Consider the following 21823-nt stretch of genomic DNA (forward strand, 5'->3'; position numbering starts at 1 on the left):
AGTGATGACTTGTATTCCGGCCGCCTGCGCCGGCCGCAATACGCTCAACCCGTGGATGAGATTGGAGTCGATATGGCAACCATCAAAGTAGACGTCGTCAGCGCGGAAGAGCAGATCTTCTCGGGCGAGGCGAAATTCGTCGCGCTGCCGGGCGAAACGGGTGAGCTGGGCATTCTGCCGGGTCACACGCCGCTCATTACCCGGATTCGTCCGGGTGCGGTGCGCATCGAGGTCGAGGGCGGCAACGACGAATTCGTGTTCGTCGCGGGCGGCATTCTCGAAGTGCAGCCGGGCGCCGTGACGGTGCTCGCCGATACCGCGATCCGCGGCAAGGACCTCGACGCGGCGAAAGCCGAGGAAGCGCGCAAGCGTGCCGAGGAAACGCTGCAGAACGCGAAGTCGGATCTCGACCTCGCGAAAGCGCAATCCGAGCTCGCGACCGCGATGGCGCAGCTCGAGGCGATCCAGCGTCTGGCGAAGATCCGCAGCCGGCACTGAGCCGCGCCGCGTATCCCGCGAAAGAAAGCAGCCTTCGGGCTGCTTTTTTTTCGTCTGGGCTTCGTCCACGCTTCCTCCGTGTTTCGCCCGCATTTCGTCTGCGTTTTTCGGGCCGGATCATTGCGTCCGATCGTGCTATTTCATCCGTCCACCGCGATTTGATGTCAGAGTACCGTCAGCGGAGCGCGGCATCATCCGCGGTGAGGCCGCTCGTCGCGAGCGTTGCGGCGGAGGCGCGCAGCACGCGCGCGGGCCGATCAGACCCAAAGGACGGAGACATTCATGGCAGCAGACCTTGGCGTGGGCGCGCTGATCGCGCCCGAGAACGGCTTGTCGTACGTGCGTGGTGCAACCGACGTGCCGCTATCCGAAGCGACGATCGGCCGGTTCCTGCTCGACACGGCCGGCCGCTTTCCCGACCGCCCGGCCGTCGTGTTCCGCGAGCAGCAGGTGCGCTGGACCTGGCGCGAGTTCGCGAACGAGATCGACGTGCTGGCGGCAGGGCTCGCCGCGCTCGGGATCGTGAAGGGCGACTGCGTCGGCATCTGGTCGCCGAACCGCAGCGAATGGCTGCTCACGCAGTTCGCGACCGCGCGGATCGGCGCGGTGCTCGTCAACATCAATCCGGCCTACCGGCTGTCGGAACTCGAATACGCGCTGAACAAGGTCGGCTGCAAGGCCGTGATCGCAGCCGAGCGCTTCAAGAGCTCCGCGTACGTCGAGATGCTGCAGACCATCGCGCCGGAGCTCGCGACCGCGACGCCGGGCGACCTGCATGCGGCGCGCGTGCCGAGCCTGCGCACGATCGTGTCGATGGGCGAGGTGGCGCCTGCCGGCATGTTCCGCTTCGCGGACGTGATGGCGCGTGGCCGCCGGGCCGTCGATCCGGCGCTGCTCGATGCGATCGGCGCGACGCTCTCGGCCAACGATCCGATCAACATCCAGTTCACGAGCGGCACGACCGGCAGCCCGAAGGGCGCGACGCTCACGCACCGCAACGTCGTCAACAACGCGCGCTCGATCGCGATGGCGATGCGTTTCACCGAACAGGATTCGCTCTGCATCCCGGTGCCGCTCTATCACTGCTTCGGGATGGTGCTGGCCGTGCTCGCGTGCGTGTCGAAGGGCGCCGCGATGGTATTCCCCGGCGAAGCGTTCGATCCGGTCGCGACGCTCGCGGCGGTGGCCGAAGAACGTTGCACCGCGCTGCATGGCGTGCCGACGATGTTCATCGCCGAGCTCGACCATCCGGAATTCGCGAAATTCGACCTGTCGACGCTGCGCACCGGGATCATGGCCGGCTCGCCGTGCCCGATCGAGACGATGAAGCGCGTCGTGTCGCAGATGCACCTTTCTGAAATCACGATCGCGTACGGGATGACGGAGACGAGCCCCGTGTCGTTCCAGAGCTCGACCGACGATCCGCTGGAGAAGCGCACGACGACGGTCGGCCGCATCCAGCCGCATCTCGAAGTGAAGATCGTCGATCCGAGCGGCGACATCGTGCCGGTCGGCGCGACGGGCGAGCTGTGCACGAAGGGCTATTCGGTGATGCTCGGCTACTGGGACGACGACGCGAAGACACGCGAGGTGCTGGTCGACGGCTGGATGCATACCGGCGACCTCGCGACGCTCGATGCGGACGGTTACTGCAACATCGTCGGCCGCCTGAAGGACATGGTGATTCGCGGCGGCGAGAACGTCTATCCGCGCGAGATCGAGGAATTCCTGTTCCGGCATCCGAAGATCCAGAGCGCGCAGGTGTTCGGCGTGCCCGATGCGAAGTACGGCGAGGAGCTGTGCGCGTGGATCGTGCTGCGCGCGGACGAGCAGATGACCGAGGACGACGTGCGCGCGTTCTGCAACGGGCAGATCGCGCACTACAAGATCCCGCGCTATATCCGCTTCGTCGACGAGCTGCCGATGACGGTGACGGGCAAGGTGCAGAAGTTCGTGATGCGCGACCGGATGATCGAGGAGCTGAAGCTCGACGTGCAGAAGACCGCTTGAAGCGGGACGATGCCGGAAAATGCGGGAAAAACGTGGCGGCCTGTGCAGGCCGTTACGTTTTCGATGGACGAAAAAAAGCGGGCTTATTAGCCCGCTAAAAACCACACGCTACGGGGTTAGCGCGAGGAGACCAAAGATGAAACCGAGTCCGGCGGGGGGCCGGAAACGACTCCAACAGGGATGCCCCCCGGAAGGGCTTCGGTACGTGACCGACTGGCTCGCAGCGCTTCGCGTCCGCTCACACTTGGCACACGAGACCGCATCCGTGTTGAAACCGTTGAGGCCATTGTGGGCGAATTAATGACCCGTCGCGGTAACAAAGTGTTTCAGGTTGTAACGCCCGCCAGATAAGGCTTTCCGGGATTTTTTGCTGTTTTCGGGGTCCTGAAAAAGGTCATTTTTACCCATATTTTCCATCGCGTTTTCAGGGTGTGCGCGCGATGCGTTTTTCACGCGTATCGGGCGCGATGAATTGCCGATTTTCACGCGAGAAAGTGCACGGCGCGACCGATACCGCGCATGACGATTCATTCGTCAGAAAGATTTTGAAACGTGATCGGAATGCGCGGAAGTCGGCCGTTCGGCCAATCGGCGGGTTTTGAGCCGATGGCGAAGGGCGGCGGCGCGGACGGAAGGTGTAACGGCGGCCGGGCGGCCGCCGCTTCCGGCGAGATGTCGGCACCCCGGCGGCCGCGGGGTCGGTGCCCGTTATCGGCCGCCGCGGCGCGGGCCGCCTACTTCAGCCACTTGTCCGAAATGGCCTGGTACTCGCCGGTCGAGCGCGCGAGATGCAGCCACTGGTCGACGTACTGCTGGAACACGACGTCGCCGCGCGGCACCATGTACGCCTTCTCGCCGAACTGGAACGGCTTGTCCGGATGCACCGAGCACAGGCCCGGATTCAGCTTTTGCTGCAGCAGCGTCTCGGACGCATCCGTCACCATCACGTCGGCCTTGCCCGCGAGGATCTGCTTGAAGATCGTCACGTTGTCCGGATAGACGGTCAGGTTCGCGTGCGTGAAGAACTGCTTCGCGAACCGTTCGTTGGTGCCGCCCGGATTGACGATCACACGGGTCTCGGGCCGGTCGATCTGCGCGACGGTCTGGTATTTGTCGGCATCCGCGCAGCGCACGATCGGCGTCTTGCCGTCGACCACGTACGGCTGCGTGAAGAACACGCGCTTCTGGCGCTCGAGCGTCGTCGACACGCCGCCCACCGCGATGTCGCATTTCGCGACGAAGTCGTTGGTGAGGTTCGACCAGCTCGTCTTCACGTAGTCGGTCTTCACGCCGAGCGATTTCGCGAGCGATTCGGCCATGTCGATGTCGATGCCCTCGAAGCGGCCGTCCGCGCGATAGTACGAATACGGCTTGTAGTCGCCCGTCGTGCACACGCGCAGCGCGCCGCGCGCGAGCACGTCGTCGAGCCGCGAGCCGGCGGTAGCGGCGCTCGCAGGCGCCGCAGTGGCCGTACTCTGCGCGTGCGCGGCGGCGCAGCAAAACGCGGCGGCAGCAGCGAGCGTGGCAAGCGTGGCGAATGTCTTCATCGGTCTCCTCCTTCGTTCGGTTCGATATGAGCGTCCGATCATAACGGAGCCATCGCGCGCGTCATATGGCCGCCATCGCATCGGCATGCGCAGCCCGAGCGCGGCTGTCCGGTAAAATGCCGCTTTGCCTTCGCATCGTCGCTCCTACCGTGGCCCATAACCTGCTCAACGACACCTTCCTGCGTGCGCTTCTGCGCGAGCCGACCGACTACACGCCGATCTGGCTGATGCGCCAGGCCGGCCGCTACCTGCCCGAATACAACGCGACGCGCGCGCGCGCCGGCAGCTTCCTCGGCCTCGCAAAGAATCCCGACTACGCGACCGAGGTGACGCTGCAGCCGCTCGAGCGCTTCCCGCTCGACGCCGCGATCCTGTTCTCGGACATTCTGACGATTCCCGACGCGATGGGGCTCGGCCTCGACTTCCAGGTCGGCGAAGGGCCGAAGTTCGCGCATCCGGTGCGCACCGAGGCCGACGTCGCGAAGCTCGCGGTGCCGGACATCGAGGCGACGCTTGGCTACGTGACGGGCGCCGTGCGCGAGATTCGCCGCGCGCTCACCGACGCTCAGGGCCGTCAGCGCGTGCCGCTGATCGGCTTTTCGGGCAGCCCGTGGACGCTCGCGTGCTACATGGTCGAAGGCGGCGGCTCGGACGATTTCCGCACGGTGAAGTCGATGGCGTATTCGCGCCCGGATCTGATGCACCGGATCCTCGACGTGAACGCGCAGGCGGTGGCCGCGTACCTGAACGCGCAGATCGAAGCGGGCGCGCAGGCCGTGATGATCTTCGATACGTGGGGCGGTGCGCTGGCCGACGGCGCGTATCAGCGCTTCTCGCTCGACTATATCCGCCGCGTGGTGTCGCAGCTCAAGCGCGAGCACGACGGCGAGCGCGTGCCGGTGATCACGTTCACGAAGGGCGGCGGGCTGTGGCTCGAGGAGATCGCGGCGACCGGCGTCGACGCGGTCGGGCTCGACTGGACGGTCAACCTCGGCGCCGCGCGTGAGCGCGTCGCGGGGCGCGTGGCGCTGCAGGGCAACCTCGACCCGACGATCCTGTTCGCGCCGCCGGCCGCGGTGCGCGAACAGGCGCGCGCGGTGCTCGACAGCTACGGCAACCATCCGGGCCACGTGTTCAACCTCGGGCACGGCATTTCGCAATTCACGTCGCCCGACCACGTCGCCGAACTCGTCGACGAAGTGCATACCCACAGCCGCGCGATCCGTAGCGGAGCAGCGGGCTGAACGCAAGCGCTGTCATGCTGCACTGCAGGATGACAGCGTTTCGTTGCTGAAACTAAACAGGGCGCAACCCCGCTCCCGCTGCCGATTCGGTGCTTGTCAAGACTTGACTTATACACATTTTCCACGTTGCAGCGCGGTAGAGCCCCGTATCGGTCAATTTGTCTCGCTATGGTTCGGTAATTTGAATAGCAGCCTTATGGAATAAGGCTTCGCGGGGCACCGCAGCAAGCAGCGAAAAACAGCGCAAAGCACGGCCCCGCGCGCGTTGCGGCCGTTGAGCGGCGAGTTCTCAACAAAGTTATCCACAGGCTGGGCAGGGTATACGGCGATTCCTAATGCGAATCCAAAACTTAGCGCCGAATCTGAAGTTTTACTTTAAGTTCGCCGTCGCGATGCGGGCGCGGATGCAAGCCGTCCGTACTTCGCGTGCTGCCGCCGCCGGAGCGCCGCAATGAGCGGCACCTACCTGCGCGTCGCGCTCGACCATCCGCTCGCCACGCTGTTCGACTACCGCTGCGACGCGCAGCCGGCGCCGGTGCCCGGGACGCTCGTGCAGGTGCCGTTCGGCAAGCGGCAGGCCGTCGGCCTCGTCTGCGAAGTCACCACTCACACCGATGTGCCGCCGTCGCGGTTGCGCGCGGTCGACGCGATCTGCGCCGACCTGCCGCCGCTGTCGCCGGACTGGCTCGCGCTCGTGTCGTTCGCCGCCGATTACTATCAGCGCGGGCGCGGCGAGGTCGCGTTGCCGGCGCTGCCGCAGGCGTTGCGCGACGCCGGGCGCTGGGGGCGGCTGCTCGCGCCGGAAGTGCGCTACCAGCCGACCGAAGCCGGCCGCGCGGCGCTGCCCGACGCGTTGCCCGCGCGCGGCGCCGCGCTGCGCCGGCTCGCGCAGGCGCTCGTCGACACCGGCTCGCTGACGCTGCCCGACGCGCGCGCGCTCCATCCGAAGGCGGCCGCGACGCTCGACGACTGGGCGGCGCGCGGCTGGGTCGACGTCGAGGAGATCGGCTGGACCGATACGCCTGTGGTCAAACCTGTGGATAACCTGTCGACAAACGGTGGACGAACTGTGCCGCCGGCGTTGACGGACCAGCAGGCCGAGGCGCTGGACGCGATCCGCGCGGCGCACGGTTTCGCGCCGTTCCTGCTGCACGGCGTGACGGGCAGCGGCAAGACCGAGGTCTATCTGCATGCGCTCGCGTCGCTGCTCGACGCGCGGCCGGACGCGCAGGCGCTCGTGCTCGTGCCCGAAATCAACCTGACGCCGCAGTTCGAGGCCGCGTTTCGCGCGCGCTTCGCGGGTGCGCTCGCCGACGACGCGATCGTCACGCTGCACAGCGGGCTCGCCGAAGGCGAACGGGCGCGCAACTGGCTCGCCGCGCACACCGGCCGCGCGCGGATCGTGCTCGGCACGCGGCTCGCGGTGCTTGCGTCGATGCCGACGCTCGCGCTGATCGTCGTCGACGAGGAGCACGAGCCCGCGTACAAGCAGCAGGAAGGACTGCGCTATTCGGCGCGCGACCTGGCCGTGTGGCGCGCGAAGCAGCTCGGCATCACGGTCGTGCTCGGCTCGGCGACGCCGTCGCTCGAAAGCTGGTGGCAGGCCGAGCAGGGCCGCTACACGCGTCTCACGCTGTCGCGCCGCGCGGTGGCCGACGCGACGCTGCCGACCGTGCGGCTGATCGATCTCGAAGAGGAGCGGCGGCGCGGGCGCGCGTCGATGGGCGGGCTGTCCGGGCCGCTCGTCGCGGCGCTGAAGGCGCGGCTCGAACGCGGCGAACAGAGCCTCGTGTTCCTGAACCGGCGCGGTTACGCGCCGCAGCTCGCGTGCGACGCGTGCGGCTGGGTGGCCGGTTGCCCGCGCTGCAGCGCGTACGTCGTGCTGCACAAGCCCGAGCACGCACTGCGCTGCCATCACTGCGGCTGGGAAGCGCGCATTCCGCGCTCGTGCCCCGAGTGCGGGAACGTCGACATCGCGCCGCTCGGGCGCGGCACGCAGCGCATCGAGGAGGCGCTCGCCGAAGCGGTGCCGGGCGCGCGGATCCTGCGGATCGATGCGGACAGCACGCGCCGCAAGGGCAGCGCGCAGGCGCTTTTTTCCGACGTGCACGCGGGCGAGGTCGACATCCTGGTCGGCACGCAGATGATCGCGAAAGGGCACGACTTCCAGCGCGTGTCGCTCGTCGGCGTGCTCAATGCCGACACCGCGCTGTTCTCGCACGACTTCCGCGCGAGCGAGCGGCTGTTCGCGCAGCTGATGCAGGTGAGCGGCCGCGCGGGGCGCGCCGGGCTGCCGGGCGAGGTGATGGTGCAGACGCGCTACCCGCGTCACGCGCTGTATCACGCGCTCGGGCGGCAGGACTACGTGGGCTTCGCGAATTCGACGCTCGCCGAGCGGCGCGACGCGCACCTGCCGCCGTTCGTCTACCAGGCGCTGCTGCGCGCCGAAGGGCGCACGCTCGACGCGGCGCTCGCGTTCCTGCTGCAGGCCGCGGCCGCGTTGCCGGGGCTGCCCGGCGCGGATCGCGTGACCGTCTACGACGCGGTGCCGATGACGATCGTCAAGGTCGCGAACGTCCATCGCGCGCAATTGCTGCTCGAAAGCGCGTCGCGGGCGGCGCTGCAGCATGCGCTGCGTGCATGGCAGCCGGCGCTGCGCGCGCTGAAGGGCGTGCTGCGGTGGAGCGTCGAGGTCGATCCGCTGGATATCTGAGCGGCGCCGCGCGGCGCCTGCCACGGCGCGTTGCCGAATGCCGCGAAGCCCCGGCCGCCCGGCGCGCCGAACCGTCTCCCGTTGCTTGCCCGCCGCCGGCATCGGTCCGCGTCACACCACGCAGTGCAACCCGTTTTCGGCCGCTTGCGCGCATACGGAAGGTTGCACACGCGTGCCGAACCGGCCCGATCAGGGAAAACACCGATCCTCCGACCACGGGCAACCCCTAGGTTGCAACCGCGTAAGTGACTGATTATATTGACTAACTTATGGGTGCAACCTATCTCTCAATTTGGTTGCACCTTTTTATTGCGTGCCGTAGGATTTCGCGCATCCTCTTACACCACACTGCCGGGCTCGCACCGGCGCACGAACCCACCATGGCAAGCACGACTCTCGGCGTCAAAGTCGACGACCTTCTCCGCTCGCGCCTCAAGGACGCCGCCGCGCGTCTCGAGCGCACTCCCCACTGGCTGATCAAGCAGGCGATCTTCGCGTATCTCGAGCGGATCGAGCACGGCCAGTTGCCGCCCGAGCTGTCGGGCCACAGCGGCGTGACGGAGCTCGCCGACGGTCAGGCCGCGGACGGCGACGACGACAACTCGCCGCATCCGTTCCTCGAGTTCGCGCAGAACGTGCAGCCGCAATCGGTGCTGCGTGCGGCGATCACGGCCGCGTACCGCCGTCCGGAACCGGAGTGCGTGCCGTTCCTGCTCGGCCAGGCGCGCTTGCCCGCGAACCTGCAGGCGGACGTGCAGGCGCTCGCGACGAAGCTGGTCGAGGCGCTGCGCGAGAAGAGCTCGGGCGGCGGCGTCGAAGGGCTGATCCACGAGTTCTCGCTGTCGAGCCAGGAAGGCGTCGCGCTGATGTGCCTCGCCGAAGCGCTGTTGCGCATTCCCGACCGTGCGACGCGCGACGCGCTGATCCGCGACAAGATCAGCAAGGGCGACTGGCGCTCGCACGTCGGCCATGCGCCGTCGCTGTTCGTGAACGCGGCGACCTGGGGGCTGATGATCACCGGCAAGCTCGTGACGACCAACAGCGAAGCGGGCCTGTCGTCGGCGCTCACGCGCCTGATCGGCCGCGGCGGCGAGCCGCTGATCCGCAAGGGCGTCGACATGGCGATGCGCCTGATGGGCGAGCAGTTCGTCACCGGCGAAACGATTTCCGAAGCGCTCGCGAACAGCCGCAAGTACGAAGCGCGCGGCTTCCGCTACTCGTACGACATGCTCGGCGAAGCGGCGACCACCGAAGAGGACGCGCAGCGCTACTACGCGTCGTACGAACAGGCGATCCACGCGATCGGCAAGGCGGCCGGCGGCCGCGGCATCTACGAAGGCCCGGGCATCTCGATCAAGCTGTCGGCGCTGCATGCGCGCTACTCGCGCTCGCAGCAGGAGCGCACGATGAGCGAGCTGCTGCCGCGCGTGCGCGCGCTCGCGCTGCTCGCGCGCCGCTATGACATCGGCCTGAACATCGACGCGGAAGAAGCCGACCGTCTCGAACTGTCGCTCGACCTGCTCGAGGCACTGTGCTTCGATCCGGAGCTCGCCGGCTGGAACGGCATCGGTTTCGTCGTGCAGGGCTACCAGAAGCGCTGCCCGTTCGTGATCGACTACCTGATCGATCTCGCGCGCCGCAGCCGTCACCGCCTGATGATCCGCCTCGTGAAGGGCGCGTACTGGGATACCGAGATCAAGCGGGCGCAGGTCGACGGCCTCGAAGGCTATCCGGTCTACACGCGCAAGATCTACACCGACGTGTCGTACCTCGCGTGCGCGAAGAAGCTGCTCGCCGCGCCGGACGCCGTGTACCCGCAGTTCGCGACGCACAACGCGTACACGCTGGCCGCGATCTATCAACTCGCGGGCCAGAACTACTACCCGGGCCAGTACGAATTCCAGTGCCTGCACGGGATGGGCGAGCCGCTGTACGAGGAAGTCACCGGTCGCGACAAGCTGAACCGCCCGTGCCGCGTGTACGCGCCGGTCGGCACGCACGAGACGCTGCTCGCGTACCTCGTGCGCCGTCTGCTGGAAAACGGCGCGAACACGTCGTTCGTGAACCGCATCGCCGATAAGACCGTGTCGGTGAAGGAGCTCGTTGCCGATCCGGTCGACGAAGCGTCGAAGGTCGTGCCGCTCGGCGCGCCGCACGCGAAGATCCCGCTGCCGCGCAACCTGTATGGCGACGAGCGTCCCAACTCGATGGGCCTCGACCTGTCGAACGAACACCGTCTCGCGTCGCTGTCGTCCGCGCTGCTCGCGAGCGCGCACCACCCGTGGCGCGCGGCGCCGATGCTCGCCGACGACGCGCTCGCCGATGCGCCGGCGCGCGACGTGCGCAACCCGGCCGACCAGCGCGACGTGGTCGGCACGGTGAGCGAAGCGACGTCCGAACACGTGAGCGCGGCGCTCGCGCACGCGGTGGCCGCCGCGCCGATCTGGCAGGCGACGCCGGTCGACGCGCGCGCCGATTGCCTGGTGCGCGCCGCCGACCTGCTCGAAGCGCAGATGCACACGCTGATGGGCCTGATCGTGCGCGAAGCCGGCAAGTCGCTGCCGAACGCGATCGCCGAGATCCGCGAAGCGGTCGACTTCCTGCGCTACTACGCGGCGCAGATCCGCGGCGAGTTCTCGAACGACACGCACCGCCCGCTCGGCCCCGTGGTCTGTATCAGCCCGTGGAACTTCCCGCTCGCGATCTTCATGGGCCAGGTCGCCGCGGCGCTCGCCGCCGGCAACACGGTGCTCGCGAAGCCGGCCGAACAGACGCCGCTGATCGCCGCGCAAGCCGTGCGCCTGCTGCGCGAGGCCGGCGTGCCGGCCGGCGCGGTGCAACTGCTGCCGGGCACCGGCGAGACCGTCGGTGCGGCGCTGGTCGCCGATGCGCGCACGCGTGCGGTGATGTTCACCGGTTCGACCGAAGTCGCACGCCTGATCAACAAGACGCTGTCCGCGCGCCTCGACCCGGACGGCAAGCCGATTCCGCTGATCGCGGAAACGGGCGGCCAGAACGCGATGATCGTCGATTCGTCGGCGCTCGCGGAGCAGGTCGTCGCGGACGTGATGCAGTCGTCGTTCGACTCGGCCGGTCAACGGTGTTCGGCGCTGCGCGTTCTGTGTCTGCAGGACGACGTCGCGGACCGCACGCTGACGATGTTGAAGGGCGCGATGCACGAGCTGGCGCTCGGCAACCCGGACCGGCTGTCGACCGACGTCGGCCCGGTGATCGACGCCGAGGCGAAGCAGACGATCGACACGCACGTCGCGGCGATGAAGGACAAGGGCCACACGGTCACGCAATTGCCGATGCCCGACGCATGCGCGCACGGCACGTTCGTGCCGCCGACGCTGATCGAGATCGGCAGCATCGACGAGTTGAAGCGTGAAGTGTTCGGCCCCGTGCTGCACGTGGTGCGCTACCGCCGCAGCCAGCTCGACAAGCTGCTCGAGCAGATCCGCGCGACCGGCTACGGGCTGACGCTCGGCATCCACACGCGGATCGACGAGACGATCGCGCACGTGATCTCGAATGCGCACGTGGGCAACATCTACGTGAACCGCAACGTGATCGGCGCGGTGGTCGGCGTGCAGCCGTTCGGCGGCGAAGGGCTGTCGGGCACGGGCCCGAAGGCCGGTGGCGCGCTGTACCTGCAGCGCCTGCTCGCGACGCGTCCGTCGGGGCTGCCGCGCGCGCTCGCGCAGTCGCTGGTGGCGGACGGCGCGACCGAAAGCGATGCGCGCGGCAATCCGGCGGCGGCGCTCACGACGCTGCGCGACTGGCTGATCGAGCAGCGCGAGCCGGCGCTGGCCGCGCGTTGCGACGGCTACCTCGCACAGGTGCCGGCCGGCGCGACCGCGGTGCTGACCGGGCCGACGGGCGAGCGAAACACGTATACACTCGGCCCGCGCGGCACGGTGCTGTGTGTCGCGGCCACGCCGGGCGGCGCGCGTGCGCAGTTCGCGGCGGTGCTCGCGACCGGCAACCGCGCACTGTTCGCCGGCGCGGCGGGCGAGGCGCTGGTCGCCGCGCTGCCGGCGTCGCTGAAGGCGCACGCGGCGGTGCGCAAGCAGGCCGACGCGCCGTTCGACGCGGTGCTGTTCGAAGGCGACAGCGACGAACTGCAGACGCTCGTGAAGGACGTCGCGCAGCGGCCGGGCCCGATCGTGTCGGTGCAGGGCGTGTCGGCGGGCGCGTTCGAGAACGGCGACGCGGAAGACTACGCGCTCGAGCGGCTGTTGACGGAACGCTCGGTGAGCGTGAACACGGCCGCGGCGGGCGGCAATGCGAATTTGATGACGATCGGCTGATCATCCTTGCCGTTCGGATCAAACAAAGGAAGCGGCAAGGCGATCCCGAAGCCGCTCCATTTACCCTGGTACCAAGGAGATGCTATGCAACACACGATGAAAAAGGTGGCAGGCGCGACGTTCGTCGCGGTCATGTCGCTGGCGGGGACGGCCCATGCGGATGACGTGAAGATCGGTTACGCAGGGCCGATGACGGGCGCGCAGGCGCACTACGGCAAGGATATGCAGAACGGGATCGTGCTCGCGCTGGAAGACTTCAACGCGACGAACCCGAAGATCGGCGGCAAGCCGGTGAAGTTCGTGCTGAGCACGCAGGACGACCAGGCTGACCCGCGTACGGGCACGACGGTCGCGCAGAAGCTGGTCGACGACGGCATCAAGGGCATGCTCGGCCACTTCAACTCGGGCACGACGATTCCGGCTTCGCGTATCTACGCGAACGCGGGCATTCCGGAAATCGCGATGGCGACGGCGCCGGAATACACGCAGCAAGGCTACAAGACGACCTTCCGCATGATGACGTCCGACACGCAGCAGGGCTCGGTGGCCGGCACGTTCGCGTCGAAGGATCTCGGCATGAAGAAGATCGCGATCGTCGACGACCGCACGGCCTACGGCCAGGGTCTCGCCGACCAGTTCGAGAAGGCCGCGAAGGCCGGCGGCGCGACGATCGTCGACCGCGAATTCACGAACGACAAGGCCGTCGACTTCAAGGCGATTCTCACGAAGCTGAAGGCGGCGAAGCCGGACCTCGTCTACTACGGCGGCGCGGATTCGCAGGCAGCGCCGATGGTCAAGCAGATGAAGGCGCTGGGCTTCAACGCACCGCTGATGAGCGGCGAAATGGTGAAGACGCCGACGTTCCTGAAGATCGCGGGCAACGCGGCCGACGGCACGATCGCTTCGCTGGCCGGCCTCCCGCTGGAAGAAATGCCGGGCGGCAAGACCTACGCCGACAAGTACAAGAAGCGTTTCGGCGAAGACGTGCAGACGTACTCGCCGTACGCGTACGACGGCGCGATGGCGATGCTGAACGCGATGAAGAAGGCCGATTCGACCGATCCGGCGAAGTACCTGCCGGTGCTCGCGAAGACCGACATGGCCGGCGTCACGTCGACGCACGTCGCGTATGACGCGAAGGGCGACCTGAAGAACGGCGGCATCACGATGTACAAGGTCGAGAAGGGCGAGTGGAAGCCGCTGAAGAGCATCGGCGGCAAGTAAGCAGCTTGATGTGATGTGACGCGCGGGCGGCGGTGTAACGCGTCGCCCCGCGCCTCATGCGAAAAAGCCACCGGACCCGATGGGGCCGGTGGCTTTTTCTTTGGTGGGACACGGCCGACAGGACATAGGAGTCTTGCCGGCAGTGGTGCAACAGGGGCGCCGCATGCGGACGTCGATACCGCATCACCGTGATGGCGGCCGGATGACGTTACTTGCCGTCGCAGCACTTGTTAGGGCAATCGGGCAGGAAGGAAATTTCCACACGCCGCCCATTGTCGATGTCGCCATGCGAATAGACGCGGGCGCTCTTCTTGATGGTTCCGCGTAAAAAACCGAGTTGCTCCAGCAGCGCATACGCGGTTTGCAATCTTGATTGCGCAAGGGCCAGTGCTTCCGGTTCACTTTCCTCGGCATGGCCGCTGATCAGCGTTGTTTCCTTGGTCAGGTGATTCGCGTAATTGAGTTTTTGGTCGATTGTCCATTTTGCAATGCGGACGATTTCGGCGTTCGATATGTGCGAGCTATCTCTCGAAAAGTAGATGTCGAGATTCTCGCTGGCGATGCAGGCGAATACCGGGCGGGAAGTGAGAAGGCCTAGGCAAAGAATAAACTTAAGCATTGTAAATGACGTATCCTGCAATACTGTCGGCATTGTTGATTGCTTGGTTCGGATTCTCGGCTCCAAACGTTAGACATTCCTCAATGAAATATCTATGATCCCTGGTTCCCATTGTGTCATCAAAATGACTCGCCTCATGAATCAAAGTGGAAACTATGGAATCTTTTTCCCATGAGAAGTCTCGCATTGTACAAAAATCGGGATGTATTGCGATCGTATGAGTTGCGGTATCCGGCGAACATACTGATGCCGCGACTCCCGATTTGTTTGGATTTGGAACGCATCCAATATGTTTGAATCGCTCGCTATCCCATCGCGTGAAATTGTATCCCGTGAGTGTCTTTGGCACGCGGACGATTGCAGTCAGGCCTGTTAATAGTGTTGTGCGAGTGCCTTCGTCAGTTCTGCCGAACCACTGTAATACGCGTGCCTTATCGGCGTTGGACCAGCGCTGCAAATCCATGATTCTTTTGTCGATGAGGGAAACGGCTCGATCGCGTTTACTCAATACCATTTCCCGGAATTCCTTGTTTGTCATGTTGTGACATATTCTCTCGGTATTGATCGTCACCTCCACCATCGACCCGGGATTGGTATTGGTGGCTGCACCTGAGTGTACGAGGAACCATTCTCCGCCGTCATTCACATCAAAATCTTTCATTTTTTCAATGTTCCATCGTATAGATTTTCAACGTTGCCGAGGCGTCGGTGGCGATTCGATGTGTTTGCCCGGCCGTGTCCGTGGTGCCCGTGAAAATTTGCCCGGCGTCGGTAACGATTCGGTAGCGGATGTTCGCGAGCGGGCGGCGGGAGTCATCGAGCAAGGTGAATTGCTCGTCGTGTACGACAAATGACCGCTTGGCTGCATCAGGTTGGCGCCCAGTCAGCGTCGCAGTCTCTCCTGCGGTAAAAGTCATTCGCATGCCGCGTTCAGCGTAGAAGACCGGCGGTGGGTTGCATCCGCAGACATTGATATCTCCGCTCAATGCCCATTGTTTGCCGTTCGGGCCGGTACCTGGCCAGCGCGGCCCTTGCGGTGCGATGTACCCTTCACGCTTGCAGGTCGAACAGTAGGTCTTCATATCCAGCGTGGCGATATGAACCCTCGGCGGCGGATCGGAACAGGCCACAGTGTCGAGGCCTTCGACAATCACCGCTTCCCTGGCGCGGTCGCCTTTGGCAAGAAAGTAGCGAATCATGGGCGCTACCTCAGCGGGGCACGGACGAGCGGGTGACGACGCTAAATACGACGGACGACGCGATGCCTTGTCGCTCGGGGCTATCGGTGATCGTGTCGCCGTTATCGAGTTCGCTGCCAACGAATGCCAGCGGCGCGAAGTCGGGCCCGTCGGCCAAACCCAGACCACTCGTAATGCGTGCGGTTGAACCGTCCGGATAGTGGATCAGGTCGCCCACCGTGCCAGCCTTGCCCAAGTGCGGCGCTACTTCCCAAGTGCCGGACGGCTCGCGCAATGCACCGCCACGCGCTGTTGTCGCACCACGTGCCGCCAATCTGTAAGCAGGCGGCGCGGGCGGTGGTACATAGGCCGGGTCGAATAGGCCCGCAACGCGTTGCCCATCCCGCACGTGAATGCCCCACGAGGTACGCAGAGTTTCGGTAATGCGGTCACCGTTGCTCAACCGGCTACCGACCAACGCGAACGGCTTGCCTCTGCTATGGTTGCTTCCCGCGCCGTCGATAATCGCGGCCTCGCTGCCGTCGTCATAAGTCACTACGTCGCCGACGCAAGCGACTTCCAATCCAGCCAGGGTCAGGCCGCTGGTTGCGGTGGTGACGCGTCCTCCGCGTTCTGTGAGTGCGCCAACGGTGGCGAAAAGATGAGTCGGTGCGTTGAGTTCGTTTTTCATCCGGCTTCCCTGTTTCAGTAAATGGAATGGCTGCCTAGAGACGCTATTCCAGATACGAAACGTCGATCAATCGGACGAATATGATTCAGAGCGGATAACGTCTATTACTTGTTCCGTTCCGCCTAGTGCATTGGGCGCGTGCGCGAACGCGTTGGGTCAGGTACCTCGGATAAGCAACAATGCCGTATCCCGCTTTTGGGTTCGCACTGGAGTATGAGGGCGCGGTTTACAAGTGCGCCGACTCAATCCCGGATACTCAGTCCCCCCGCACCCGCAGCAGAAACTTCTGCAACTTGCCGGTCGGCGTGCGCGGCAGCGCCTGCGCGAACGTGAACTCGCGCGGGATCTTGTACGCGGCAAGCCGCTCGCCGCAGAACGTGCGCAGCGCATCCGCATCGCGCACCGCGTTCGCCCGCATCACGACGTGCGCGACGACCGTCTCGCCCCAGTCCGGATGCGGGACGCCGACGACGGCCGCCTCGGCGATGTCCGGATGCGCGCCGAGCACGTCCTCCACTTCCTTCGAATAGACGTTCTCGCCGCCGGTGACGATCATGTCCTTCAGCCGGTCGACGATGAACAGGTAGCCCTCCTGATCGATCCGCGCGACGTCGCCGGTGCGGTACCAGCCGTCCGGCGCGAACGCGGCGCGCGTCGCGGCCGCGTCGTCGAGATAGCCGAGCATCATGCTGCCGCCCTTCAGCCAGATCTCGCCGGTCTCGCCCGGCCGCGCATCGACGCCGTCCATTCGCACGACCCGCAGGTCGACGCCCGGGCCGCCCTGGCGGCCGATGGAACCGGCCTTCGCGATCTGCTCGTCCGGATACAGTGTCGTGCCGGCCGGCCCCGTTTCCGTCATCCCGTACACCTGGAAGAACGCGTGGCTGCGATACGCTTGCGCGAGCCGTTCGGCCTGCGCGGCGCCGATCGGGCCGCCGCCGTACAGCCACGCGCGCACGCTCGACAGGTCGAATGCCGCGAAGCCGTCGATCGTGTCGAGCGGCAGCGTGTACGACACCGGCGCGCCGAAATACAGCGTCACGCGCTCGCGCTCGACGGTCTGCAGGAAGCGCAGCGGATGGTATTCGCGCAGCAGCACGACGGTGCCGCCCGCGACCAGCGTGCCGCCGAACCAGTTGTTCAGCGGCGACGAATGCCAGATCGGCATCGCCATCAGCGTGCGTTCGTTGCGGCCGATCCCGATGGCGAGCGCCGCCTGCATCGCCGCGAGCGTCACCGTGCGATGGCTGTGCACGCAACCCTTCGGACGGCCGGTCGTGCCGGACGTGTAGAGAATCTGCGCGATGTCGTCATCGGCCGGCTCGATGCCCGCGAGGCCGTCCATCGTCGCGCACATCGTGTCGAAGTTCGGCACGCCGTCGAGCTCGCCCTCCGTCACGAGCCGCCGCGCCGGATGCACGAGGCGCTCGACCACCGGCGCGAGCGCTACGTCGAACAGCAGCGCGGTGCTGCCGCTGTGCTCGAGCACGTAGTCGACTTCCGGCGCCTGCAGCTTGTGGTTGATCGGCACGAACGCCGCGCCGAGCCGCCACGCGCCGAACATCAGGTCGACGAAGGCCGGCGTGTTGAAGCACATCGCGGCGACGCGGTCGCCGGCCGCGACGCCGAGCGCGCTCAGCACGGCCGCCGCGCGGTGCGAACGCGCGCGCGCGGCCGCATACGTGATCGTCGCGGATTCGCTGACGAGAAACGGCTTGTCGGGCGTCGCACGGGCGGCGCGGTCGAGGGCGGCGACGAGGTTCATCGAGGCTCCGGGGCGGGCGAACGAACGCGCGTTCGGGTGAACGGGCCGGCGTCAGGCCGGGTACGCGCGCTGCAGCAGCGCGGCGACGTCGATCGCGTGCGGATCGAAGCCGCCCGCGATGCGGCCCCAGTCGGGCGCGGCGAGCCGCGTCGCGACGAACGCGTCGGCGACGGCCGCCGGCGCATCGCGGCGCAGCAGGCACGCCTGCGCGACGAGCGCGAGCCGCTGCGCGAACACGCGGCCCGACGCTTCGAGCGTGTCGGCCGGGGCGGCGAGCATCGCGCGCAATCCGTCGAGCGCCGCGCGGATGCGCGGTTCGCCCGCGCCGAGGTCGGCCAGTTCGTCGAACAGCGCGGCGGCCGCGTCGGGCTCGCGCGATATGGCGCGCAGCACGTCGAGGCACATCACGTTGCCGGAGCCTTCCCAGATCGAGTTGACGGGCGCCTCGCGGAACAGGCGCGCGATCGGGCCGTCGTCGACGTAACCGTTGCCGCCGAACACTTCCATCACCTCGCCGGTCAGCTCGACCGCGCGCTTGCAGACCCAGAATTTCGCGGCGGGCGTGACGATCCGCTTCCACGCGCGTTCGCGCGGCGAGTCGTCGCGTTCGAACGCGTCGGCGAGCCGCATCGCGAGCGACAGCGCCGCCTCGCTCTCCAGCGCGAGATCGGCGAGCACGGTGCGCATCAGCGGCTGCTCGGCGAGCGCGCGGCCGAACGCATGGCGCTGGCGCGTGTACGCGATCGCCTGCACGACGCCCTGGCGCAGCATCGCCGCGCTGCCGAGCACGCAGTTCAGCCGCGTGTAGGTGGCCATCTCGATGATGGTGGGAATGCCGCGGCCTTCGTCGCCGAGCATGATGCCCCACGCGTCGTTCAGCTCGATCTCGCTGCTCGAATTGCTGCGGTTGCCGACCTTGTTCTTCAGCCGCTGGATCTCGACCGCGTTCTTCGTGCCGTCCGGGCGCCAGCGCGGCACGTAGAAGCACGACGGGCTGCCGGCCTCGGTGCGCGCGACGACGAGGTGCGCGTCGCACATCGGCGCGGAGAAGAACCACTTGTGGCCGCGCAGCCGGTATTCGCCACCGCGCCCGCCCGCGCCGACCGGCGTCGCGAGCGTCGTGTTCGCGCGCACGTCGGAGCCGCCCTGTTTCTCGGTCATGCCCATGCCGAACCAGATCGCGCGCTTGTCGGCGACCGGCACGTCGCGCGGATCGTAGTCGTCGCTGTAGAGCTTGTCGCGCAGCAGGTCCCACAGCGCCGGCTCCTTCTGCAGCACGGGGATCGCGGCCTGCGTCATCGTCGCGGGGCACAGCGTGCCGGCCTCGATCTGGCCGTGCAGGTAGAAGCCGGCGGCCGTCGCGGCCCAGCGGCCGCGGCGTGCATCGCGGAATGCGAGCGACACGAAGCCTTCGTGGCGATACTGGCCGAGCAGCGCGTGCCACGCCGGGTGGAAGTCGACGCGGTCGATGCGCCGGCCGCGCCGGTCGAACGTGTTCAGCTCCGGCGTGTGGCGGTTCGCTTCGTCGGCGAGCCGCGCGGTGTCGGCGCTGCCGAGCCGCGCACCGTACGCATCGAGCTGCGGCACGGCCCAGTCGGCGCCCGCCCGGGCGAGCGCGTCGCGCAGCGCGAGATCCGTCGCGAAGAGGTTATAGTCGACGAGTTCGTCGAACTGGTTCGTGACGGCGTGGGTCGAGTCGGTCATCGCGGTTGTCTCCGGTCTCAGGCTTCGCGGTCAGCCGGCGTGATGCCGCACGGCGCGCGCTTCGGCGCGGGTTCCGGCTTCCGGTAAAACGTATTCCCTGCTGAATTCAGAGTAGCAAATATGCCGCCGCGACATGTTCAGGTTCCGGCGCCGCCCGGCTCGCCGGCGGCGCAACCCGCGCCCGCGTTGCGTCGCCGGCCGCGCCAGTCGCGCGCGCAGGCGAGTTCCGACGCGCTGCAGCAGGCGTTCGTTCAGCTTTTGCTCGAACGCGGCTACGCGAAGGCGACGATCCGCGAGATCGCGGCCGTCGCGGGCGTCAGCATCGGCACCTTCTACGAGTATTTCGGCGACAAGCAAAGCCTCGCGGCGCTCTGCATCCACCGCCGCGTGCTGGCGCTGGCCGACCGGCTGCGCGACGCCGTGCAGCGGCTGCGCGGTGCGCCGCGGGCCGAACTCGCCGCCGCGCTGGTCGATCTTCAGGTCGAGACGATCGCCGCCGACGCGGCGCTGTGGGGCGCGCTGTTCGTGCTGGAGCGCCAGGTGTCGCCGCTGGCCGCGTATCGCCGCCATTACGACGCCTATGTCGCGCTGTGGCGCGACGCGCTCGCCCACGCGGCCGATCCGCCGCCTGCCGCGCGGCTCGACGGGCTCGCGAGGATGGCTCATACGATCTGCTACGGCGGGCTGTCGCAGGCGCTGCTGACGCTCGGGCCCGCGCTCGATTTCGCCGCGCAACGCCGCGAACTGCGGGCCGTGCTGCTCGCGTACCTCGCGGCGGCGCACGCGTAGCGTTGCCGTAGGGGAAATGCCTGATTTGCATATCGGGTGCCCACGCCAGCCTTCCCGCCAGGGGCTTCTCACCGAGAGCCATGAGAAAAATGCATGGCCGCCATGACGAACTTTCGGTTGTCCGTCGATATTGGCTCGGGCTAAATCATGCGGCAGATGCAGGCCCGCACATGCCGCGCGGCCCGCCCGAAGGACATCAGGAGGAGAAGTCATGCGAAGCGCCACCGCGCCCCGTTCGAAACTGCCCGACGTCGGGACGACGATCTTCACGGTGATCGGCCAACTGGCCGCTCAACACAACGCGCTGAACCTGTCGCAGGGCGCACCGAATTTCGCGCCCGATCCGGCGCTCGTCGAAGGCGTCGCGCGTGCGATGCGCGACGGTCACAACCAGTACGCGCCGATGGCCGGCGTGATCGCGCTGCGCGAGCGGCTCGCCGAGAAGACCGAGGCGCTGTACGGCGCGCGCTACGACCCGGCGACCGAGATCACGGTGATCGCGAGCGCGAGCGAGGGGCTTTACGCGGCGATCAGCGCGCTCGTGCATCCGGGCGACGAGGTGATCTACTTCGAGCCGTCGTTCGACAGCTACGCGCCGATCGTGCGGCTGCAGGGCGCGACGCCGGTTGCGATCAAGCTGTCGCCCGAGCATTTCCGCGTGGACTGGGACGAGGTGGCCGCGGCCATCACGCCGCGCACGCGGATGATCATCGTCAACACGCCGCACAACCCGACCGCAACGGTGTTCTCCGCCGACGATCTCGAACGCCTCGCGCGGCTCACGCGCGACACGGGCATCGTGGTGCTGTCCGACGAAGTGTACGAACACGTCGTGTTCGACGGCGCGCAGCACCAAAGCGTCGCGCGCCATCGCGAGCTGGCCGAGCGCAGCGTGATCGTGTCGTCGTTCGGCAAGTCGTTCCACGTGACCGGCTGGCGGGTCGGCCATTGCCTCGCACCGGCCGAGCTGATGGACGAGATCCGCAAGGTGCACCAGTTCATGGTGTTTTCGGCCGACACGCCGATGCAGGTCGCGTTCGCGGAAATCCTCGCGCGGCCGGACAGCTATCTCGGCCTGTCGGCGTTCTACCAGGCCAAGCGCGACCTGCTCGCGCGCGAGCTGGCCGATTCGCGTTTCGAGCTGCTGCCGAGCGAAGGCTCGTTCTTCATGCTGGCGCGCTTTCGCCACTTCTCGGACGAAAGCGATGGCGATTTCGTGCTGCGCCTGATCCGCGACGCGCGCGTCGCGACGATTCCGCTGTCGGCGTTCTATACCGACGGCACCGACGCCGGCGTGATCCGGCTCAGTTTTTCGAAGGACGACGCGACGCTGGTCGAAGGCGCGCGGCGGCTGCGTTCGCTGTAAGACAACCGGCGACGGGCACGTCGCATCGACCAGACACAGGAGAATTGAAATGAACGCGTCCCACCCGTGAACGTGAGAGCAGAAAAAGGGGTGGACCCTCACGGGCCAACGGCATCGATGTGCCCAAGTGGAAAATGCACGCATTTCCCGGCAACCGGAGGA

Annotated in this window: 16 protein-coding genes; 8 read left to right on the forward strand and 8 right to left on the reverse strand. The window is 66.8% G+C overall.

Features of this window, described 5'->3' with window-relative positions; translation table 11 throughout:
- The first annotated feature begins 72 nt into the window (after positions 1 to 72).
- Both MMB92_RS23650 and MMB92_RS23655 read left to right on the forward strand, forming a co-directional pair.
- Positions 73 to 498, forward strand: a complete 426-nt coding sequence (locus MMB92_RS23650) for a F0F1 ATP synthase subunit epsilon (protein ID WP_006477288.1) — start codon at positions 73 to 75, stop codon at positions 496 to 498.
- A 282-nt stretch (positions 499 to 780) separates the two neighbouring features.
- Complete coding sequence (locus MMB92_RS23655) at positions 781 to 2508, forward strand: AMP-binding protein (RefSeq protein ID WP_006491418.1); 1728 nt, start codon at positions 781 to 783, stop codon at positions 2506 to 2508.
- Between the two features lie 297 nt (positions 2509 to 2805).
- On the opposite strand, the gene MMB92_RS23660 is transcribed toward MMB92_RS23655, so the two are convergent.
- Together MMB92_RS23660 and MMB92_RS23665 are read right to left on the reverse strand one after the other, a co-directional pair.
- The gene (locus MMB92_RS23660) at positions 2806 to 2994 is read right to left on the reverse strand and encodes a hypothetical protein (RefSeq protein ID WP_154317707.1); all 189 of its coding nucleotides are present in this window, start codon (positions 2992 to 2994) and stop codon (positions 2806 to 2808) included.
- A gap of 248 nt (positions 2995 to 3242) precedes the next feature.
- Entirely contained in the window at positions 3243 to 4055 is an 813-nt protein-coding gene (locus MMB92_RS23665; protein WP_006482715.1) for a transporter substrate-binding domain-containing protein, read from the reverse strand.
- A gap of 149 nt (positions 4056 to 4204) precedes the next feature.
- Here MMB92_RS23665 and hemE point away from each other — a divergent pair, with 149 nt between their 5' ends.
- The 4 genes from hemE to MMB92_RS23685 all read left to right on the forward strand — a co-directional run bounded on the left by hemE (position 4205) and on the right by MMB92_RS23685 (position 13549).
- The gene (hemE, locus tag MMB92_RS23670; RefSeq protein WP_006482732.1) at positions 4205 to 5299 is read left to right on the forward strand and encodes a uroporphyrinogen decarboxylase; all 1095 of its coding nucleotides are present in this window, start codon (positions 4205 to 4207) and stop codon (positions 5297 to 5299) included.
- 451 nt (positions 5300 to 5750) lie between these two features.
- Positions 5751 to 8012 (forward strand): primosomal protein N', encoded by a 2262-nt coding sequence (locus MMB92_RS23675; protein WP_109341806.1) that lies wholly within the window; start codon positions 5751 to 5753, stop codon positions 8010 to 8012.
- Positions 8013 to 8392: 380 nt separating this feature from the next.
- A complete protein-coding gene (gene putA / locus MMB92_RS23680) occupies positions 8393 to 12325 on the forward strand; it encodes a trifunctional transcriptional regulator/proline dehydrogenase/L-glutamate gamma-semialdehyde dehydrogenase (protein ID WP_109341807.1) in 3933 nt (1310 codons plus the stop codon).
- Between the two features lie 84 nt (positions 12326 to 12409).
- The gene (locus MMB92_RS23685) at positions 12410 to 13549 is read left to right on the forward strand and encodes a branched-chain amino acid ABC transporter substrate-binding protein (protein ID WP_006482201.1); all 1140 of its coding nucleotides are present in this window, start codon (positions 12410 to 12412) and stop codon (positions 13547 to 13549) included.
- Between the two features lie 208 nt (positions 13550 to 13757).
- Here MMB92_RS23685 and MMB92_RS23690 read toward each other — a convergent pair whose 3' ends face one another.
- The 6 genes from MMB92_RS23690 to MMB92_RS23715 all read right to left on the reverse strand — a co-directional run bounded on the left by MMB92_RS23690 (position 13758) and on the right by MMB92_RS23715 (position 19506).
- Positions 13758 to 14168, reverse strand: a complete 411-nt coding sequence (locus MMB92_RS23690) for a hypothetical protein (protein WP_077056022.1) — start codon at positions 14166 to 14168, stop codon at positions 13758 to 13760.
- The gene (locus MMB92_RS23695) at positions 14161 to 14829 is read right to left on the reverse strand and encodes a M35 family metallo-endopeptidase (protein WP_277562967.1); all 669 of its coding nucleotides are present in this window, start codon (positions 14827 to 14829) and stop codon (positions 14161 to 14163) included. The genes MMB92_RS23690 and MMB92_RS23695 overlap by 8 nt, the downstream gene beginning before the upstream one ends.
- A 4-nt stretch (positions 14830 to 14833) precedes the next feature.
- Positions 14834 to 15367 carry a hypothetical protein gene (locus MMB92_RS23700; protein WP_277562968.1) on the reverse strand — a complete coding sequence of 178 codons (534 nt, stop codon included), beginning with the start codon at positions 15365 to 15367 and terminating at the stop codon, positions 14834 to 14836.
- A gap of 10 nt (positions 15368 to 15377) precedes the next feature.
- Complete coding sequence (locus MMB92_RS23705; RefSeq protein ID WP_277562969.1) at positions 15378 to 16037, reverse strand: PAAR domain-containing protein; 660 nt, start codon at positions 16035 to 16037, stop codon at positions 15378 to 15380.
- A gap of 256 nt (positions 16038 to 16293) precedes the next feature.
- A complete protein-coding gene (locus MMB92_RS23710) occupies positions 16294 to 17802 on the reverse strand; it encodes an AMP-binding protein (protein WP_058902021.1) in 1509 nt (502 codons plus the stop codon).
- Positions 17803 to 17853: 51 nt separating this feature from the next.
- Positions 17854 to 19506: an acyl-CoA dehydrogenase family protein gene (locus MMB92_RS23715; RefSeq protein ID WP_124633639.1), complete on the reverse strand. Its 1653-nt coding sequence runs from the start codon at positions 19504 to 19506 to the stop codon at positions 17854 to 17856.
- 120 nt (positions 19507 to 19626) lie between these two features.
- On the opposite strand from MMB92_RS23715, the gene MMB92_RS23720 reads away from it, so the two are divergent.
- Together MMB92_RS23720 and MMB92_RS23725 are read left to right on the forward strand one after the other, a co-directional pair.
- Positions 19627 to 20295, forward strand: a complete 669-nt coding sequence (locus tag MMB92_RS23720; protein WP_006488476.1) for a TetR/AcrR family transcriptional regulator — start codon at positions 19627 to 19629, stop codon at positions 20293 to 20295.
- A 211-nt stretch (positions 20296 to 20506) separates the two neighbouring features.
- Complete coding sequence (locus MMB92_RS23725) at positions 20507 to 21661, forward strand: pyridoxal phosphate-dependent aminotransferase (protein WP_006488473.1); 1155 nt, start codon at positions 20507 to 20509, stop codon at positions 21659 to 21661.
- The last annotated feature ends 162 nt before the right edge of the window (positions 21662 to 21823 follow it).

Source organism: Burkholderia sp. IO2 (genome assembly GCF_029522185.1).
Classification (GTDB): Bacteria; Pseudomonadota; Gammaproteobacteria; order Burkholderiales; family Burkholderiaceae; genus Burkholderia; species Burkholderia cenocepacia.

Excerpts from the sequence above, each read along its gene's own strand:
- MMB92_RS23690 (WP_077056022.1), bottom strand. The coding sequence starts at position 14,168 with ATGCTTAAGTTTATTCTTTGCCTAGGCCTTCTCACTTCCCGCCCGGTA.
- MMB92_RS23710 (WP_058902021.1), bottom strand. The coding sequence starts at position 17,802 with ATGAACCTCGTCGCCGCCCTCGACCGCGCCGCCCGTGCGACGCCCGAC.
- MMB92_RS23650 (WP_006477288.1), top strand. The coding sequence starts at position 73 with ATGGCAACCATCAAAGTAGACGTCGTCAGCGCGGAAGAGCAGATCTTC.
- MMB92_RS23685 (WP_006482201.1), top strand. The coding sequence starts at position 12,410 with ATGCAACACACGATGAAAAAGGTGGCAGGCGCGACGTTCGTCGCGGTC.
- MMB92_RS23655 (WP_006491418.1), top strand. The coding sequence starts at position 781 with ATGGCAGCAGACCTTGGCGTGGGCGCGCTGATCGCGCCCGAGAACGGC.
- MMB92_RS23695 (WP_277562967.1), bottom strand. The coding sequence starts at position 14,829 with ATGAAAGATTTTGATGTGAATGACGGCGGAGAATGGTTCCTCGTACAC.
- putA (WP_109341807.1), top strand. The coding sequence starts at position 8,393 with ATGGCAAGCACGACTCTCGGCGTCAAAGTCGACGACCTTCTCCGCTCG.
- MMB92_RS23675 (WP_109341806.1), top strand. The coding sequence starts at position 5,751 with ATGAGCGGCACCTACCTGCGCGTCGCGCTCGACCATCCGCTCGCCACG.
- MMB92_RS23705 (WP_277562969.1), bottom strand. The coding sequence starts at position 16,037 with ATGAAAAACGAACTCAACGCACCGACTCATCTTTTCGCCACCGTTGGC.
- MMB92_RS23700 (WP_277562968.1), bottom strand. The coding sequence starts at position 15,367 with ATGATTCGCTACTTTCTTGCCAAAGGCGACCGCGCCAGGGAAGCGGTG.
- MMB92_RS23725 (WP_006488473.1), top strand. The coding sequence starts at position 20,507 with ATGCGAAGCGCCACCGCGCCCCGTTCGAAACTGCCCGACGTCGGGACG.
- MMB92_RS23720 (WP_006488476.1), top strand. The coding sequence starts at position 19,627 with ATGCCGCCGCGACATGTTCAGGTTCCGGCGCCGCCCGGCTCGCCGGCG.
- MMB92_RS23715 (WP_124633639.1), bottom strand. The coding sequence starts at position 19,506 with ATGACCGACTCGACCCACGCCGTCACGAACCAGTTCGACGAACTCGTC.
- MMB92_RS23665 (WP_006482715.1), bottom strand. The coding sequence starts at position 4,055 with ATGAAGACATTCGCCACGCTTGCCACGCTCGCTGCTGCCGCCGCGTTT.